Origin of the sequence: Roseibium sp. (genome assembly GCF_965232425.1) — a bacterium.
Taxonomy (GTDB): domain Bacteria; phylum Pseudomonadota; class Alphaproteobacteria; order Rhizobiales; family Stappiaceae; genus Roseibium.
This window is the reverse complement of record NZ_OZ246971.1, coordinates 1,652,599-1,669,336: the sequence shown is the minus strand read 5'-3', so window position 1 is coordinate 1,669,336 and position 16,738 is coordinate 1,652,599. Positions and strand designations below refer to the sequence as shown.

At 61.6% G+C, this 16,738-nt stretch carries 14 protein-coding genes; 8 read left to right on the top strand and 6 right to left on the bottom strand.

The annotated features are described in order from the left end of the window. The first annotated feature begins 14 nt into the window (after positions 1-14). The 7 genes from ACO08A_RS07570 to ACO08A_RS07540 all read left to right on the top strand — a co-directional run bounded on the left by ACO08A_RS07570 (position 15) and on the right by ACO08A_RS07540 (position 9,790). On the top strand, positions 15-749 hold the full coding sequence (locus tag ACO08A_RS07570; protein ID WP_422040541.1) for a nucleotidyltransferase family protein: 735 nt from the start codon (positions 15-17) through the stop codon (positions 747-749). Positions 750-756: 7 nt separating this feature from the next. Next, complete coding sequence (gene addB, locus ACO08A_RS07565) at positions 757-3,903, top strand: double-strand break repair protein AddB (protein WP_422040540.1); 3,147 nt, start codon at positions 757-759, stop codon at positions 3,901-3,903. Then, positions 3,900-7,409 (top strand): double-strand break repair helicase AddA, encoded by a 3,510-nt coding sequence (gene addA / locus ACO08A_RS07560; RefSeq protein ID WP_422040539.1) that lies wholly within the window; start codon positions 3,900-3,902, stop codon positions 7,407-7,409. The genes addB and addA overlap by 4 nt, the downstream gene beginning before the upstream one ends. Before the next feature lie 85 nt (positions 7,410-7,494). After that, positions 7,495-7,815, top strand: a complete 321-nt coding sequence (trxA, locus tag ACO08A_RS07555) for a thioredoxin (protein ID WP_306142470.1) — start codon at positions 7,495-7,497, stop codon at positions 7,813-7,815. Between the two features lie 143 nt (positions 7,816-7,958). Continuing rightward, the gene (gene grpE / locus ACO08A_RS07550; RefSeq protein WP_422040538.1) at positions 7,959-8,597 is read left to right on the top strand and encodes a nucleotide exchange factor GrpE; all 639 of its coding nucleotides are present in this window, start codon (positions 7,959-7,961) and stop codon (positions 8,595-8,597) included. Positions 8,598-8,672: 75 nt separating this feature from the next. Continuing rightward, the gene (locus ACO08A_RS07545) at positions 8,673-9,281 is read left to right on the top strand and encodes a trimeric intracellular cation channel family protein (RefSeq protein WP_421981063.1); all 609 of its coding nucleotides are present in this window, start codon (positions 8,673-8,675) and stop codon (positions 9,279-9,281) included. 122 nt (positions 9,282-9,403) lie between these two features. Further along, positions 9,404-9,790, top strand: coding sequence for a VOC family protein (locus ACO08A_RS07540; RefSeq protein ID WP_422040537.1), 387 nt, complete (start codon positions 9,404-9,406; stop codon positions 9,788-9,790). Between the two features lie 672 nt (positions 9,791-10,462). Here the strand turns inward: ACO08A_RS07540 and ACO08A_RS07535 are convergent. The 5 genes from ACO08A_RS07535 to ACO08A_RS07515 all read right to left on the bottom strand — a co-directional run bounded on the left by ACO08A_RS07535 (position 10,463) and on the right by ACO08A_RS07515 (position 14,426). Then, positions 10,463-11,371 carry an ornithine cyclodeaminase gene (locus ACO08A_RS07535; RefSeq protein ID WP_422040536.1) on the bottom strand — a complete coding sequence of 303 codons (909 nt, stop codon included), beginning with the start codon at positions 11,369-11,371 and terminating at the stop codon, positions 10,463-10,465. Between the two features lie 14 nt (positions 11,372-11,385). Next, entirely contained in the window at positions 11,386-11,751 is a 366-nt protein-coding gene (locus ACO08A_RS07530; RefSeq protein ID WP_421981067.1) for a lipopolysaccharide assembly protein LapA domain-containing protein, read from the bottom strand. Between the two features lie 63 nt (positions 11,752-11,814). Then, entirely contained in the window at positions 11,815-12,114 is a 300-nt protein-coding gene (ihfB, locus tag ACO08A_RS07525; RefSeq protein ID WP_299476276.1) for an integration host factor subunit beta, read from the bottom strand. A gap of 15 nt (positions 12,115-12,129) precedes the next feature. Beyond that, positions 12,130-13,116: a signal peptide peptidase SppA gene (sppA, locus tag ACO08A_RS07520; protein WP_422040535.1), complete on the bottom strand. Its 987-nt coding sequence runs from the start codon at positions 13,114-13,116 to the stop codon at positions 12,130-12,132. Positions 13,117-13,262: 146 nt separating this feature from the next. Then, positions 13,263-14,426 carry an SLC13 family permease gene (locus ACO08A_RS07515; protein WP_422040534.1) on the bottom strand — a complete coding sequence of 388 codons (1,164 nt, stop codon included), beginning with the start codon at positions 14,424-14,426 and terminating at the stop codon, positions 13,263-13,265. A 215-nt stretch (positions 14,427-14,641) separates the two neighbouring features. On the opposite strand from ACO08A_RS07515, the gene ACO08A_RS07510 reads away from it, so the two are divergent. Further along, positions 14,642-15,868, top strand: coding sequence for an MFS transporter (locus ACO08A_RS07510; protein WP_422040533.1), 1,227 nt, complete (start codon positions 14,642-14,644; stop codon positions 15,866-15,868). Positions 15,869-16,211: 343 nt separating this feature from the next. On the opposite strand, the gene ACO08A_RS07505 is transcribed toward ACO08A_RS07510, so the two are convergent. Then, complete coding sequence (locus ACO08A_RS07505; protein WP_422040532.1) at positions 16,212-16,640, bottom strand: FKBP-type peptidyl-prolyl cis-trans isomerase; 429 nt, start codon at positions 16,638-16,640, stop codon at positions 16,212-16,214. Positions 16,641-16,738: the final 98 nt, after the last annotated feature.

Below are 16,738 nucleotides of genomic sequence, written 5' to 3'. Positions count from 1 at the left end.
GTTTGAGAGACAAGATGACACAACCGCGGTTTCGACCAACAACGGCCATGATTCTTGCGGCCGGTCTCGGCAAGAGAATGCGGCCCCTGACGGCGACAACGCCGAAGCCGCTGATCGAGGTCAACGGGCAGGCGCTGGTCGACCATGGCATGGACCGTCTCGCGGCCGCCGGTGTGAAGACCTGTGTCGTCAACGTTCATTATCTGGCCGACCTGGTCGAGGTGCATGTACGCCGCCGCCAGGACATGGAAATTCTGATCTCCGACGAGCGCGAGGAACTTCTTGAAACCGGCGGCGGCATCAAGAAAGCGCTGCCGCTACTGGGGGATGACCCGTTCCTGCAGTTGAACGCGGACACCTGTTACTGGATCGAAGGTGTCAAGCCGAACCTGGAACACATGATCGATGCATGGGACGGAGACCGCATGGACGCCCTGCTGCTGGTTGCAGAAACCGTGAAATCGGTCGGCTATTCGGGGCGCGGCGACTTTGAACTTGCCAGGGACGGCAGTTTGACGAGGCGGCTGGAAAAGGGCGTCACACCCTTTGCCTACGCCGGCGCGGCGATTCTTCATCCGAGGGTCTTCGAAGGGGCGCCGGACGGGCCGTTCTCGATGAATATCCTGTTCGACCGGGCGATCGAGGCTGGCCGTCTCTTCGGTGTTCAGATGGAAGGCCTCTGGCTTCACATCGGCACGCCGGATGCGATCCGCGCGGCGGAATATGCGGTTCGAGAGAGCGCGGCCTAGGGTACGGATGTCCGAGCGACCGCGCCTTTATTCCGTTCCGCCGTCCGTTCCGTTTCTAGAGACGCTGGTCGATACCCTTGTCGACGGTACCCTTGTTCCGGGCTTCCGCCCGCTGGACGATCCGCACCTGCTCGCGTCTGCGACCATCTATCTTCCCACACGGCGCTCGGCGCGGCTGCTGCCCGCGATCTTTCAGAAGAAGTTCGGCACACGGCCGGTGCTGCTCCCGAAGATCAGACCTGTCGGAGACGCGGACGAAGACCTCTTGAGCCTCGACGCGTCGGCAGATCTTGCTCCCCTGCCACCTGCGATACAGCTGACGGAGCGGCATCTGACGATGACACGGCTCGTCATGGCGTGGAAGGGCGCGCTGCGGCGCGAAGTTCTGAACCTGCGCCTCGATGAGCCCCTTGGCGTTCCGGCCTCGACTGCCGATGCCGCCTGGCTCGCGGCCGACCTCCTGGCCCTCATGGACGAGATCGAGACGGAGGAAGCCGACTGGTCGGAAATCGGGACCCTCGTTCCCGAGGACTTTGCCCGCTATTGGCAGATCACGCTCGATTTCCTCAAGATCGTGCAGGAGGCCTGGCCCGCGCATCTGGCCGAGCGGGGGCAGATGGATCCCAAGGCGAGGAGGTCCGCCTTGATCCGGCGCGAAGCGAAACGGCTTGCCGGAGAAGCTTCTGACACCCCTGTTGTCGTGGCCGGCGTGACCGGGTCGGTTCCGGCAACAGCAGAACTGTTGAAAGTCGTTGCCGGGCTCGAGCGCGGCGCCATTGTCTTGCCCGGGCTGGACCCGCATCTCGACGACCGGTCCTGGTCTCTCCTGAGGACCGATGGCGGGTCCGGCAGACCCGGCGGATTTGCAGGTGGGCCGCGTTTGTCGACCTTGCCGTCGCATCCGCAGTTTTCCTTCAAGCAGCTCCTGGACAGGCTCGGGGCCACGCGGTCGGATGTTGTTCCGCTCGGGGACCGGGCGAGTTCCGGGCAAGCGCTCCGGGAAAAGCTGGTTTCCGAAGCGTTGCGTCCCGCCGACACGTCCGATCAGTGGACCGCGTATCTGGCCGAAACCGGCGTCGCGGACCGCACCGCCGCCCTTGACGGCGTTTCGCTGCTTGTTGCGCGCAACGAGGCGGACGAGGCCCTCAGCCTTGCCATCGCCCTGCGTGAAGCCATTGAACGGGGCGAGACCGCCGCCCTCGTCTCGCCTGACAGGATGCTAACCCGCCGGGTCGCGGCGGAGCTGACCCGCTGGAACATCCAGGTCGACGACAGCGCAGGCCGCCCGCTCGACCAGACAGCCCCTGCCGTCCTGCTGTTGCTGTCTGCAAAACTGGCGCTGAACGGCTGCGAGCCGATCGATCTTCTCGCGCTTCTGAAACATCCGCTCGCGCGCCTCGGTCTGCCTTTCAAGGATATCCGGTCCGCGGCGCGCGCACTTGAACGCGGTGTGCTTCGCGGCCCGAGAGCGAGGCCAGGAACGGGCGGTTTGCGCGCCGCGGTGGAGGCGAGCCGCAACGCGGCGGACACCGCGCACATTCCGCGCTGGAAGAAGGTGCATGACGGCGACTGGGATGTCGTCGCTGATCTGGTTGAAAGACTGGCCGCTGCGCTCGCCCCGCTCGAAGCCCTGGCAGAGAGCGCCGGGCTGGTACCGGTCACGGAGTTGGCGCGCCTGCAGGTGGATGTCGTCCAGTCAATCGCGACCGATGAGACCGGCTCCTGCGATGAACTCTATGCCGGTGAAGCCGGCGATGCGCTTGCGCTGTTCCTGAACGGCTTTCTGGAGGCCGAAGCAAGTGGATTGGCGATTGCGCCACCGGAATGGCCGTCCGTCCTGCCCGCGTTCATGGCCGGTCAGGCCGTTCGGCGGCGACTGCCCGGAGATCAGCGGGTTCAGATCCTGGGGCCGATGGAAGCCAGGCTGCAAAGTTTCGACTTTGTCGTTCTGGGCGGTCTGAACGAGGGTGTGTGGCCTCAGCGGACACGCAACGATCCCTGGCTCAACCGTCCGATGAAACGGGATATCGGCCTGGAACCGCCGGAACGCCGCCTGGGCGCCTCTGCACATGACTTCGCGCAAGGCATGGGCGCTGCCCGCGTTTTGCTGTCTCGCAGCGCAAGAACCGACGGGGCGCCGACCGTCGCATCGAGGTGGCTGCAGCGCCTGACCACGCTGGCCGGGCCGGATGTTACCGGTGCCATGGAGCAGCGCGGCAGGCTCTATCCGCGTCTCGCCGATCTCATCGACCGGCCGGCAGGGCCGGTCAGGCCGGCGATGCGTCCGGGTCCCTCGCCCCCGCTTGCCGCGCGGCCGCATTCGCTGTCGATAACGGAAATCGAGCGATTGATCCGGGACCCTTACGCGATCTTCGCGCGCCACGTCCTGGAGCTTCAGCCGGTCGACCCGATCGGCGGCGAACCCGGGGCGGCCGACAAGGGCAACCTGATCCATGATGCGCTTGCCCGGTTCCTGTCGGCCTGGTCCGGCCCGTTGGACGACAGCGCCCTGGCGGCGCTGACGTTAATCGGCGAAGAGCTGTTCGAACCGCTGGATGCCTTTCCGGCCATCCGGGCCATGTGGTGGCCGAGGTTCCAGAAGATTGCCGCGGGTTTCGTCGCCTTCGAAAACCGGCGCGAACAGGAAATCGACAACCGGTTCCTTGAAATCGGCGGCGGCGTCGAGCTCCGGCTCCCGGGTTTCGAGTTCCGCCTGCGCGGGCGGGCGGACCGGATAGACATTCTGAAATCCGGCGGTCTTTCGGTGATCGACTACAAGACCGGACAGGTGCCCTCTCAGAAACAGGTGGACGCGCTGCTGTCGCCGCAGCTGTCGCTTGAAGCCGCCATGGTGCGCCGGGCCGGATTCAAGGGCGTGCCGTCCGATCGTCCCGTATCGGAATTGCTCTATCTGCAGCTGAAAGGCGGCGATGAGGCGGTCGTCCCGCTTCTGCGGAACCCGAAGGAGCGGGACCTGGAGGATCTGATCGAGGATGCCTGGACCCGTCTCGAGCAGCTGATCGCCCATTATTGCGATCCCGGGACCGGTTATCTTTCCCGCGCCCGCGTGATGCGGGGACGGGCGCTGGATGGCGATTATGACCACCTAGCCCGGGCGCAGGAATGGGCGCTCGGCGGCGAGGACACGCCATGAGCGGTTTCCAGATCCCGGTACTGACGCGGCAGCGTCAGGATCTTGCGTCCCGGCCGCGCGCATCGGCCTGGGTGAGCGCCAATGCCGGCTCCGGCAAAACATTCGTTCTGTCGCGCCGCGTCGTTCGGTTGCTCCTGGACGGCACCGATCCCGGCCGCATCCTGGCGCTGACCTTCACCAAGGCCGCGGCCGCGGAAATGGCGACCCGCGTCTTCCGGATCTTGGGCGACTGGGTGACGATGTCCGATGATGTGCTGTCGGCAGAGCTTCAGGCGATTGAGGGCCGGAGGCCCGATGCCTCCAGGCTTGCCATGGCCCGGCGGCAGTTCGCCCGCGCGCTCGAAACGCCCGGCGGCCTCAAGATCCAGACCATCCACGGTTTCTGCGAAGCGCTGCTGCATCAGTTTCCGCTCGAGGCGAACGTGGCCGGGCACTTCTCCGTGCTCGACGACCGTGTCGCCGCCGAATTGATGGCGGAAGCACTTGGGGGTGTGCTGCACACTGCAGAGATGCAGCCGGAAAGCCCTCTCGGCCATGCACTTGCATCGGTGATCGATCTCATGAGTGACGGCGGGGTCCAGAAAGCGCTGGAGGACGTGATCCGGGACCGGGATTCCTTCCGCCGCTGGACGGTCGATGCCGGCGGTTTCGAAGCAGCGCTCGCGGAACTCGCCGGTTTGCTGGACGTGTCTCCCTCGGACCGGCTTGCCGATTTCGAGACACGCTTCATGCAGACCTGTCCGCTGGATCTGAACATCTGCCTGAGCTTTGGCGAGGCCTTGCTGACGGGAGGCAAGACGGATCAGAAACGGGCAGAGGATCTTGCCAATGCGCGCCGCCTGAAAGACCCGGCCCTGTTCCGGGAGGCGTGGCAATCGATCTTCCTGACCTCGAAACTGGAGCCGCGAAAGTCCCTGGCGACCAAGAAGGTCGCGGCGGACTTCCCGGAGATGGTCGACAGGCTGGTGGCCGAACAGGAGAGGATTCTGGCGCAGCTGGACGAGCGCCGGAAAATCGTGACCTTCCAGGGAACCGCCGCGCTTTTGCGTCTCGCTGAAGCGGTCATTACCCGATACGAGCGCGCCAAGACCGGGCGCGGGTTTCTGGATTTCGAAGATCTCGTCGTGAAATCCGCCACGTTGCTGCAGAAATCGGATGCGGCACTTTGGGTGCAATACAAGCTGGATCAGGGACTGGACCACATCCTTGTCGATGAGGCCCAGGACACGAGCCCGCGCCAGTGGGACGTGGTGACATCGCTCGCCTCGGAATTCTTTTCCGGAGCGGGGGCCCACCAGCGCACCAGGACGCTCTTTGCCGTTGGTGACGAGAAACAATCCATCTACTCCTTCCAGGGTGCGGTCCCCGCCTATTTCGATGCGATGCGGCGCGCCTTCTCAAGCAAGGCGGAGGCCGCGGAACAGGAGTTTCACTCGGTCAATCTTCAACTCTCCTTCCGCTCCACACCGGACGTTCTGGCAGCGGTCGACAAGGTCTTTCAGGACGAGAGCGCACATCGCGGGTTGTCCCAGGACGTGAGTGCTCCGGTGCACGAGGCGATCCGGCGCGACCCCGGCATCGTCGATCTGTGGCCGCTGGAGGCCGATGCGGAAACGGAAGAGCCAGAGGACTGGCGCTTGCCCATCGACCACATCGGCTCCGGCAGTCCGATGCTCAAGACCGCACGGAGGATCGCCGCCGAGATCGCCGGCTGGGTCCGTCGTGGTGAGGCCGATCCGGGCGACGTCATGATCCTTGTGCGCAAGCGCGGTCCCTTCGTTGATGCCCTCAACCGGGAACTCAAGGCGCTCGATATTCCGACGGCAGGCAGTGACCGGCTTGTCCTGACCGAGCATATCGCCGTTCAGGATCTGACCGCGCTCGGCCGTTTCATGCTGCTGCCCGAAGACGATCTGTCGCTCGCATCCGTTCTGAAGAGCCCGATCTTTGGCCTCCTGGACGACGATCTGGTCGCGATCGCACGCGAAACGGGCGACAAGGCGCGTCCCGGAACGCTGTGGCAAATGCTCGTGAAACGATCGGAAACCGAGGAAAAGTGGCAGTCGGTCCGGGCGCGCCTGGAAGACTGGCGCGCGCGCGCCGATTTCGTTCCGCCGTACGAGTTCTTTGCACGGCTGCTCGGGCCGGACGGCGGGCGCAAGGCCTTCCGGGCGCGTCTCGGTGTCGAGGTTGACGATGTCCTGGACGAGTTTCTGGCACTGACAACCGCGTATGAACAGTCCGGCACTCCGGGACTGGAAGGGTTCCTGGCCTGGCTGGCCGCCGCGCCGACGGAAATCAAGAGGGAACTGACCAACACCAAGGGTATGGTCAGGATCATGACCGTGCACGGATCCAAGGGTCTGGAGGCCCGGATCGTGGTGCTCGTCGACCCGGGAGCCGCGCCTGTGAGCGCCATTCACGACCCATCCTTCCTGCCGCACAAGCGATTGAACAACGACCTGCTTCCGCCTGCGCTTGTGTGGTTGCCGCCGAAGATTGACCGGACACCGTGGCACGAAGCCGCGGTTGAGGACCTTCGCGCAGTCCAGGCCGAAGAGTACAGACGGCTTCTCTATGTGGCTCTGACGCGCGCGGAAGATCGCCTGGTCGTGTGCGGGTGGGAACCGAAGCGCGGGCAGCACGAGGAGTGCTGGTATGCGCTTGTGGAGCGGGCGCTGAAACCCGGAGCGAAAGAGCTGACGAACGACCGGGGCGAAGTCATCGGCTGGCGCTGGCAGATGACCGCCGCTGACGCCCGCGCGCCGTCCGGGACCGGGAAACCATCGCAAATGCCGGGTGAAGAGGCGCCTGAGGAGTTGCCGGACTGGCTGCTGACGCCCGTTGCACCGCTGCCCAGAAAGAAACGTCTGCAGCCGTCACGGGTTTTCGAGGAGCTCGAAACCAAGGACGGGATCGAACCGGTTCCTGCACCGGCCCGTCTGCTGGGCAACACCCAGCCCGCGTCGTGGCCCCTGGAGCGCGGCCGTCTGGTTCACCGGCTTCTGGAACTTTTGCCTGCGCTGCCCGAAGAAGAACGCCTTGCGTCGGCGGACCGGTTTTTGAAGCAGGAACTAAAAGCCGAATTTGCCGGATATGCGGACCGGCTGCTGAACGAAGTCGCAACGATCCTGCAATCGGACGATTTTGCGCCGCTGTTCGGGGGCGCCACACAGGCGGAAGTTCCGGTCGTCGGCTCGATTCGGGCCAGTGACGGCACCGAAGTCGACATCTCCGGACAAATCGACCGGCTCCTGGTTGAGGATAACCGGGTTGTGATTGTGGATTACAAGACGAACCTCAACCCGCCTGAAACCGTCGACGCCGTACCGCTCGAATACCGTGCGCAGCTCAGTGTTTACAGGGAATTGCTGCGCCGGATCTATCCGGACCGGCACGTTTCGGCCTGCCTCTTGTGGACCTCCGTACCGTCAGTGATGGAAATTCCGTCCGAGATTCTCGATGCAACCCTCAACGCGCTCAAGCCCGATGGCACTTCGGCTTGACGACCGGCTTGCCGGTACCTACGTTCGGGCCAACAGACACGCTTACATCGGGTAGGCGTGACACAGCGAACCACGAGATCTAGATATGGCAACCACCCAAGTTACCGATGCTTCCTTCGAAGCCGAAGTTCTGAAATCCGATGGCCCCGTCGTCGTCGACTTCTGGGCCGAATGGTGCGGTCCGTGCAAAATGATCGCGCCCGCTCTCGAGGAAATCTCCGACGAGATGGACGGTGCGGTGAAGATCACCAAGCTCAACATCGACGAGAACCAGGACATGGCCATGAAATACGGCGTCCGTTCCATTCCGATGCTGATCCTGTTCAAGGACGGTGAGCCCATGGCGACCCAGGTGGGTGCAGCGCCGAAAGGCAAGCTCGCGGACTGGATCAAGAGCGCCATCTAACCCAATCTTCTGGCGGCTGCCCGGCTGCGGATCATAAGGACGCATCCGGCGGATAGGCGATGGCTTGTCCGCCGATTTGCTTTGAAATCTCCGCGACCGGACGTATAAGCATCCGCATACAGATCGAGCCGAACGGAACATCAATGAGTGACGAGAACAAATCCCCGGAAGAACAGCCGTCCGACCCGGCCCGGGACACTGACGCCGCCGCAGCACAGACGGACGCGCCCGAGGCAGCAGCCGATCCGGTCGACGTGCTGAAAGGCGAGAACGCGGAGCTCAAGGATCGGGCCCTGCGCGCCATGGCGGAAATGGAAAACCTGCGCCGGCGCACCGAAAAGGAAGTCAAGGACGCAAGACAATATGCCGTGTCCGGCTTTGCACGCGACATGCTGACAGTGTCGGATAATCTGCGCCGCGCGCTTGAGGCTCTGCCGGAAGACGACCGCAAGAATGCCGATGCGGGTGTCGCGGCGCTGATCGACGGTGTCGAAATGATCGAGCGCGACCTGCTCAACCAACTCGAGAAGAACGGCGTCCGCAAACTGGAGCCGGAAGGCCAGAAATTCGACCCGAATTTCCATCAGGCGATGTTCGAGGTCCCGAACACCGAAGTCCCGAACAACACGGTTGTTCAGGTCGTGCAGGCGGGCTACGTCATTGGCGAGCGCGTGCTGCGCCCGGCGATGGTCGGCGTTTCAAAGGGCGGTCCGAAGGACGCACCGCAGCCTCAGGCCGGAGGCGGCAGCGAAGCGGGACAGACCGTCGACAAGAACGCTTGACGCGGGCCTCATTGAACTCTTTTCCTGAAAGCCGCTCCTGACGGAACCAGGAGCGGTTTTTTGTTGGAGACTGCGATGCTGCTTCAGCTGCTCGATTATCTGGGCGTTGCCGTGTTCGCGGTCACGGGCGGCATCGTTGCGTCTCGAAAGCAGCTCGATTTCATCGCGCTCCTCTTCTTCGCAACCGTGACCGGCATCGGCGGGGGCACTTTGCGCGACCTGCTGCTCGGGGTGCCCGTCTTCTGGGTCGAGAACGAAGCCTATCTTCTGGTTTGTCTTTTCGTCAGCATTCTCGTCTGGTTCTTTGCACATCTGATCGAACGGTTGAACAAGCCGCTCAGATGGGCGGATGCGGTCGGCGTATCGGCATACTCCGTGATGGGTGCGGCAAAGGCCATGTCGGTCGGCGACACCGTGCTGGTCGCCGTCCTGATGGGTGTTGCCACGGCCACTTTCGGAGGTGTCATCCGCGACACGATCGCGGGCGAAGCGTCTTCGATCGTCAAGCCGGAGATCTATGTCAGCGCCGCCTTCGCGGGCGCCGGAAGCTTTGTTCTGCTCGCCGTGCTCGGGGTTCCGCAACTTGCCGCAGCCGGTCTGGCGGCACTCGTCGCACTCGTTCTTCGCGGTGGCGCCATCCAGAAAGGCTGGACCCTGCCGGGTTACGGGCGATCGCGGCCGTGAGGCTCGGCTTTGTTTCGGCACAGCGCTTCAAGATGATCGGAAAGTGCACTAGGGTACGGACCCATAAAGGAAGCCGTGCCCTAGGTTGTGCTTCTCGCGGAACAAAGCAGGTCGAGGTTGCAATGGTTGAGCATGGCACATTCTACTGGAACGAACTGATGACGCGCGACACCGGAAAGGCCAGGGAGTTTTACGGCAAGTCTCTCGGTTGGACCTTTGCCGAGATGCCGATGGACGACGGCGCGGTCTACGTTGTTGCGAACCTCGGCGACAAGCCGGTCGGCGGCATGTTCCAGATGAATGGCGCTCATTTCGAGGGCGTTCCGGAACACTGGATGTCCTATATTGCGGTCGACAATATCGACGAGCGGCTTGAACTCGCGCTCGCCCATGGAGGCGAAGTCATCAGGCCGCCCTATGACGTCGCGGGTATCGGCAGGATTGCGATCCTGAAGGATGTCGGTGGTGCCGTCCAGGGCTGGATGACACCTGCGGAAATGGCGGACTAGAGCCGCTTCTGCCCTGTCCCGGATTTGTTGTCCCGGTTTGCCGTGAAAGCGGCAAGACCGGGTACCCGTGTGTTTAATGTGTGCTGAACTGGGTTGGGCAGAGTGCCGCCGGGATACGGGACCGCAGGGCCACCGCGTTGCCTAAAAACAGGACATGGTGGCTCCCCGATCCCGGCTCGCGCTGCGCTTGGCCGGGATGACGATCGAGAGTGGAAATGCGAGGAACAATCCTGTCGGTTGTCATTGCCGGACTTGATCCGGCCTTCCGCTGCACTTCGGCCGGAATGACAAGTTCATTGACGGGGGATCGCCTCGATAAATCACGACCGGGCTAAACCGGACAGCTGCAGACTTGTCGCCCGATGTTCTAAACCCGGGCTTCGGTCTGAATGTCCTGCAAAAAAACAAAGCCGGTTCCTGAGGAACCGGCTTTTTGTTTTTCCTAGAAGACAAGCCCCGACGTGGCTGAAACATAGAAAATCAGGCCAATCGATATTGCTGGTAGGCTTGCCGAATAGGCAAGTGTCGTCAGCATTGTTCTGCTCCTTTGCAAAACGCTATGGGGAAGCGTTGAACGCTCTGCCTTATCCGGCACATAACCTGTCAAACGCTTCTAAAGTCTCCCCCTCTGCTGCGTACTAATGTGGTGTCTCGTGTGCCGAGTTCCAGATCTCAGGATCTCAAAAAAACGTGTGCGGCAAGTGCGTAGTCCTCGAGACCGGTCTTGGTGCTTGGAAGAAACAGCGTTCTCTGGCCGTAGTAACGCCTCCCGGCCTTGCTGCCCTGGGCGAGTTCGAAGAGGTCGGCGGCACACTCCAGATCGGCATTCGCCGGAGCGGATTTATCGGAGGAAAACAGCCGTGCTTCCTCAAGGAAAGCCGACGGCACGGTTGCCCCTGTGTCCAGGACGTCGACATGGCAGCCGACGGGCGGGTCGAGATAGGTGAGCGCGTGATATGTCCCGCTTTCACTGTCGGGGCCGGCAATGCAGATCATGTCAGCGCCTTCCTGGGCGGCATGAATTTCCGTCGTTTCGCCGAGGCTGACCTTGGCAAGGGACGGCTGGTTCGCGGCCTTCCTGCGTGTCTCCGCCGAGGTCCCGGCAAACAGGACCGATGTCAGGTTCCGGGTCGTGGCAAAGGCCGACAGGACGCGCGGCAGCAGCGGGTTGTCACCGATGACCAGAAGCCGTGCCGTATCTTCGCGCGATAGATAGGAGGCAGCCAATGCATGCAGGGCGGCGGTTCGCCACGCGCTCAGTCGCATGCCGTCGATGAGGGCGATGGGCTGGGCACCGGTCCCCGAGAACAGAATGTAGAGGCTCGACGAACTCGTCTTTTGTTCTGGCAGTTCGAGGGAAAGACTGCAGCCAACATAGCCGCGGGTGACGTCCCTCTGCGCCGCGAAATTCGTCCAGGCCGGCTGGACGTTGAGGCGTCCCGCCGTCTCGTCGAGACGCTCCACCTGCTGTTCGGGGATGGTCGGCGCAATTGTATTGGACCGGAAGGCACGGCGCAGTGTTTCGATTACGTCTCTGTCTTCCAGGCAGGCGTCAATCTCGTCGCTTGAGATAATCCGCATTCATCCGTCCGGTCCTAGGCAGCCGAGCGCTTGTCCGGCGCAAGCAGACCTTTTGTATTTGCCGAAGGCTGTGTGGCGCCTGTCATTTCACGAAGCTGATCGGCTTCCTTGTGCCACTTGTCGGCCTCGCGCCGCTTGAGCCGCGCTTCTTTCCGCCAGCGTCCCTGTTTCGCCCAGGCACCCAAGCCGCCGACAACGATGCCGACACCGAGACTTGCGAAAATCACCCAGAAAAGCGGGATGTCGGGAATCGTCAGCCGCGGGTCCTGCGGGTCGAACGGATTGAGAGACAGATTGACGGTGTGCCTGTTTGCAACGGACAAGGGTACGAGAACCACCGCGATCGCCAGAAGGATCAGGTTCTTGATGAAGCGGGTCAAGTCGGTCTCCCCGGAAGTGTCAGGTCAATGCTCAATTTCGGATGGTGGACCGGCGAGTGCTGCTCAATCGTCGCCGTGGTCGACACCGTCATTCAAACGTATACGCATTTCCTTGCCGGTTTTGAAGAAGGGAACGTGTTTCTCGTCCACTTCCACTTTTTGTCCGGTTCGCGGATTGCGTCCGACACGGGCGGGCCGGTTTTTTACGGAGAAGGCGCCAAATCCGCGCAATTCAACCCTGTCTCCACGCATGAGGGCCTCGGTGATCTCATCGAGAATTGCATTCACGATATTCTCGACATCACGCTGGTAGAGATGCGGATTCTGTTCTGCGATATGCTGAACCAGCTCAGATTTGATCATTGAGAGCCCCCTCGCTTACGGTTTTTGTTCTGCCGCGTCTGAAGCCTGCCAAACGGATACGAGCCCGTCAAGCGTAAGGCCCCGTGGAATCAGCCCCTTAGCGTCATTTAACGGGTTTAAGATGGCAGATCCGATGCCTTTTCCGAATTCTCGCGAGATTCGAGAGGAGAATGGCAGCTCTTCAAGGTTTTCGTTTGTCGTCCATGTCAGCACCGGCAGATCCTTGGAAACCCCTTTTTCCGTCTCAAGCCATTCGACTGCCTTGTCCTCGCCCCCGATGGCATCCACGAGCTTGTTTTCCAGTGCGCTGTGTCCCGTCAGGATGCGCCCGTTGGCGAGATCCTTGGCGGTCGTCTCGTCAAGCTGCCGGCGCTCGGCAACAAGCCCGACAAACCAGGTGTAGGAGTCGTTGACCAGCGACTGGAGCATCGCGCGCGCCAGCGGTGTCGTCGCCGAATAGAAATCCGGCTCAGCCTTCAGCGGTGCGCTTTTGACGGCTTCCATTTCCACGCCGACCGTGTCCAGCAGCTTTTCGAAATTGCCGAACTGGAACAGGACGCCGATCGAACCGGTTATGGTATTGTAGCGCGCCACGATATGGTCGGACGCAAGCGCCACCATGTAGCCGGCCGACGTGCCGATTGTCCGGATTTCGGCAACCACCGGCTTCTTTTCCGCCAGTTCGCGCAAGGCCTGATAAAGCGCTTCGCCGCCGGTGGTGCTGCCGCCCGGGGAATTGATGGAGATGACAACGCCTTTTACCGCATCCGCTTTTCCGATCTTCTCGATCATCTTCAGCGTTTTCCGGTTTTCGACGATGACGCCTTCGATCGGGATGCGGGCAATGTGGGCGGACCGCTTGGAAAGACCTGACACGCCCGACACGAACGCCAGGCCGGCAATGAGCGCCCCTGCAATAATGATGAACGTCGCCGCGCGCCAGAACGTCACCTTGCGCCGCAACCGTCTTCTGTCCACGAGCGCATCAACATCAACAGCCATGTACCGGGCCTCTCCGAACAAGATCTTTTGAAAACCAAGCACCTAAATAGGGTGAGTGTCCTGCGAATTGCAATCGCTTATCGGACTCTGGCACCAGAATGAGGCAGTTTGGGGCAGGGAGCCGGAAAAAATTACGGCGCGCGGCTCTATTGGGAAAGCGAAACCAGGAACGCGATCCAGAAATAGCAGACCAGCAGCGACACCACCGTCACCGGCAGGACGAAGCGCGTGAACTGCCAGAACTGGAACGGTGTCACGCCGTGTTTTTCGGCCTGCTGGACAATGATCACGTTGCTGGCCGCGCTGAGGATGAAGAGGTTGCCGGCAAGGGTCGAAATCCCCGACAGCAGCATGAGCGTCGGCGTGTCGTGCCCGCTCAGGAGGTTCAGGTAGATCTCGACAAGCGGCACGTTCGAAAACACCTGGCTGCCGAAAAAGGCGATCGAGGTCACCATAAGCGGGTCGCCGAGCTGGTCGTGCCAGGGGCTCAGCCAGTGCTGCAGGGCACCGGATTTCAGGACCGCTCCCGTCACGATGAACATGGAGACGAAGAAGATCAGCGTGTGCCAGTCGACTTCCTTCACGAGCCTGATGCGCTGGTCGCTGAACACGAACAGCGGGATCGCCGCGACCAGACTGAGAACCCCGAGCGGCAGGTCCGGCAGGACGTCGCTTTCGTGCGCGATGCTGTCCGCGATGACAAGGACGCACAACAGGGCAGTGGAGACGAGCGCGGGCCAGCTGCGTGCGGACTGTTCGTCGGGTGCGACATGCTCGGGTGCATTACCCTTCGGTGCTTTTGCGAAACAGATCCAGAACCAGACCAGCGTGAAGACCAGGGAAACCAGTGCGGGAACCGCGAGCCACTCCAGAAAGACACCGACCGGGTTCTGGAAGTGACCGTCGGCGACGATGAGCAGGTTCTGGGGGTTGCCGACAGGGGAAAACATACTGCCGACCGTGACCGACACGCAAAGCGCAATCAGCGGCAGGGCTGCTGCGATGCGCAGGCTCGCGGCAATCGCGATCGCGATCGGCGTTCCGATCGCGGCCGCGGCATCATTCGTCAGGACCGCGGAGACGAGGGTCACGAACACGATGAAATAAAGCAGGATCTGCGGGATGGACCGGTCGTCGGCGCAAATCCAGCCGCTCACCCTTTCAGATATGCCCGAAGCAAAAAGCGCATGCGAGATAGCAAAGACGCCGAACAGGTAAGCGATAACGTTCCAGTCGATCGCCTTCAGGGCTTCAGTGGGAGAAATATTGCCAGTCACGAGCAGAAAAAACGCGCCGGCTGTCATGATCATCCAGATTTTCAACCAATCTGGAAGCCATTGCCGGATCGCAATGAAGAAGAAAACCAGAATTGAGACAATTAAACTTAAAGGCATCTAACCGGTTCTCGTGCTTTTGACGCAGCGTACTGAAATTCGATTTTTGAGTGTAGTCCCATGAATGTTTAAATTTTTGTTTGTGGTCCTCGTATAGGACGTAAGGAGACCCGGAAACCGAGGCGCGGAACATGCAGTTGAACAAACCATTGCTGGGCGTGAACTTTTTCGCCGGAGACGTTGTCGGAGGGATCGGGCCCTATCTCGCGATCTACCTCCTGTCGTTGCAGCATTGGTCTCCCGGTTCGATCGGCATCGCGCTTGCCGCCGGGAGCATCGCGACGGTCGTCATGCAGTCACCGGCCGGCGCCATTGTCGATGCGGTCAAGTGGAAGCGCGCACTGCTGATCGTGTGCGCCGTTGCGATTGCCACGAGCACCATCGGGATCCTCGTCTTCAATGATGCCGTCGCGGTCTATACGGCACAGATCCTGATCGGCTCGTCCTCCGCCTTCATGGGCCCGCTGATTGCCGCGGTGACACTCGGTCTCGTCGGACATGCCTATTTCACAAAACAGACCAGTGCCAATCAGGCCTGGAACCACGCGGGCAACATGATTGCGGCCATGCTGGCGGCTATCCTCGCGCTGACCTGGTCGGCGCTCGGTGTTTTCTGGCTGGTGGCGGCAATGGCGTGCGGCATGATCGTCTGCGCTCTCCTGATCAACAAGGACGACATCGACCACGAAATGGCCCGCGGCGGCGTCGCGCAGGAAAACACGGGCATGAAAGCGCCGGAGGGCATCCTGAGCCTGTTCGAAGACAGGCGCCTGCTGGTCTTTGCCATCTGCATCTTCCTGTTTCACTCGGCCAATGCGTCGATGCTGCCGCTTGTCAGCCAGAAACTGTCATCCAACAGCGACGCGGAGCACGGCGTGGCGTTCACGGCGGCCTGTGTCATCGCCGCCCAGCTGGTCATGATCGTGATGGCGATCTTCTGCGGCAAGAAAGCCGACGTCTGGGGCCGCAAACCGCTGCTGCTCATCGCGTTTCTCGTGCTCCCGGTGAGGGGAATCCTGTTCAGCCTGTTTGACAACACCTATGCGCTCGTCGCCATCCAGGCGCTGGACGGGGTTGCGAACGGCATCTTTGCGATGGTGTTTCTTCTGGTTCTCGCCGATATCACCGCCGGGACCGGCCGCTTCAATTTTGCGCAAGGCGTGCTGGCGATGCTGATCGGGATCGGCGCGTCGCTGAGCAACATCGTCGCGGAGTACATCGTCCAGTTCACCAGCTATACCACTGGTTTCCTGAGCCTGGCGGCGACGGCGACCGTCGGTCTGGTCATCTATGCGCTCTTCATGGAAGAAACCCTGGAGAAAAAATCGGAACCCGGGCCGGAACCGGGTGCCGCCTGAGATCTGCGACCCTAGGGTACGGACCCATAAATGAAGTCAATTTGGTTTGGATCGTTTTGACCAACTGCGAGGAGCGAAAGCGCAGGAAATGTGGTTCATTTTCAAGCCTTTCGCGACGTGGCAGATGGTCAAAACGGCCAAATCCGAAGGACGGCAAAATGGCTTCACCTCGCAGCGTCACCGCGCTTGACCGGGCATAAAGCCCGCTCTGCACACGCTTCCTCGCGAGGTTTTGCCATTTCTGCCGCCAAATCGGCTTCATTTATGGGTCCGTACCCTAAGGCGTGCACGAAAAAGCCCGCCTCGCGGCGGGCATCTCGACGTCTGCGGTCAGCGGCGGCCGCTATTTGATCCCGGCCAGCGTGATTGCAAATGTCAGCGCCTTGCCCGCGAGCGGATGGTTGGCGTCGAGCACGACTTCCTCATCGGAAAACTCGACGACCGTGACCGCCATGGTTTGTCCGGTCTCGGTCTGGGCCTGCAGCTGCAGACCTGTTTCGAGCGGCACGTTGGGCGGGATATGGGCACGCGGCACGGTTTGCCGGGCCTCCGGGTTCACCGCTCCGTAAGCCTCTTCGGCCTCGACCCGCACGGTCTTTTCGTCACCGATCTTCATGCCCGGGATCGCCTTGTCGAGACCGGGGATGATCTGTCCGGAGCCAACGGTGAATTCGAGCGGTTCGCGGCCTTCGGAACTGTCGAACACGGAACCGTCATCCAGTGTGCCCTTGTAGTGAAGTTGAACCGTGTCACCGGCCTTGGCTTCGCTCATGTTGCCTGTCGCAATTCTGTCTGGAGGTGAATCTGGAGGCCGCGCGAAATGCGCAGCTGCTCGTTGAGAACTGAAGCGTAAAGCAAGGCGGTGAAATG

Coding starts and splice junctions, on each gene's coding strand:
- ACO08A_RS07570 (WP_422040541.1), top strand. CDS start 15: ATGACACAACCGCGGTTTCGACCAACAACGGCCATGATTCTTGCGGCC.
- addB (WP_422040540.1), top strand. CDS start 757: ATGTCCGAGCGACCGCGCCTTTATTCCGTTCCGCCGTCCGTTCCGTTT.
- addA (WP_422040539.1), top strand. CDS start 3,900: ATGAGCGGTTTCCAGATCCCGGTACTGACGCGGCAGCGTCAGGATCTT.
- trxA (WP_306142470.1), top strand. CDS start 7,495: ATGGCAACCACCCAAGTTACCGATGCTTCCTTCGAAGCCGAAGTTCTG.
- grpE (WP_422040538.1), top strand. CDS start 7,959: ATGAGTGACGAGAACAAATCCCCGGAAGAACAGCCGTCCGACCCGGCC.
- ACO08A_RS07545 (WP_421981063.1), top strand. CDS start 8,673: ATGCTGCTTCAGCTGCTCGATTATCTGGGCGTTGCCGTGTTCGCGGTC.
- ACO08A_RS07540 (WP_422040537.1), top strand. CDS start 9,404: ATGGTTGAGCATGGCACATTCTACTGGAACGAACTGATGACGCGCGAC.
- ACO08A_RS07535 (WP_422040536.1), bottom strand. CDS start 11,371: ATGCGGATTATCTCAAGCGACGAGATTGACGCCTGCCTGGAAGACAGA.
- ihfB (WP_299476276.1), bottom strand. CDS start 12,114: ATGATCAAATCTGAGCTGGTTCAGCATATCGCAGAACAGAATCCGCAT.
- sppA (WP_422040535.1), bottom strand. CDS start 13,116: ATGGCTGTTGATGTTGATGCGCTCGTGGACAGAAGACGGTTGCGGCGC.
- ACO08A_RS07515 (WP_422040534.1), bottom strand. CDS start 14,426: ATGATCATGACAGCCGGCGCGTTTTTTCTGCTCGTGACTGGCAATATT.
- ACO08A_RS07510 (WP_422040533.1), top strand. CDS start 14,642: ATGCAGTTGAACAAACCATTGCTGGGCGTGAACTTTTTCGCCGGAGAC.
- ACO08A_RS07505 (WP_422040532.1), bottom strand. CDS start 16,640: ATGAGCGAAGCCAAGGCCGGTGACACGGTTCAACTTCACTACAAGGGC.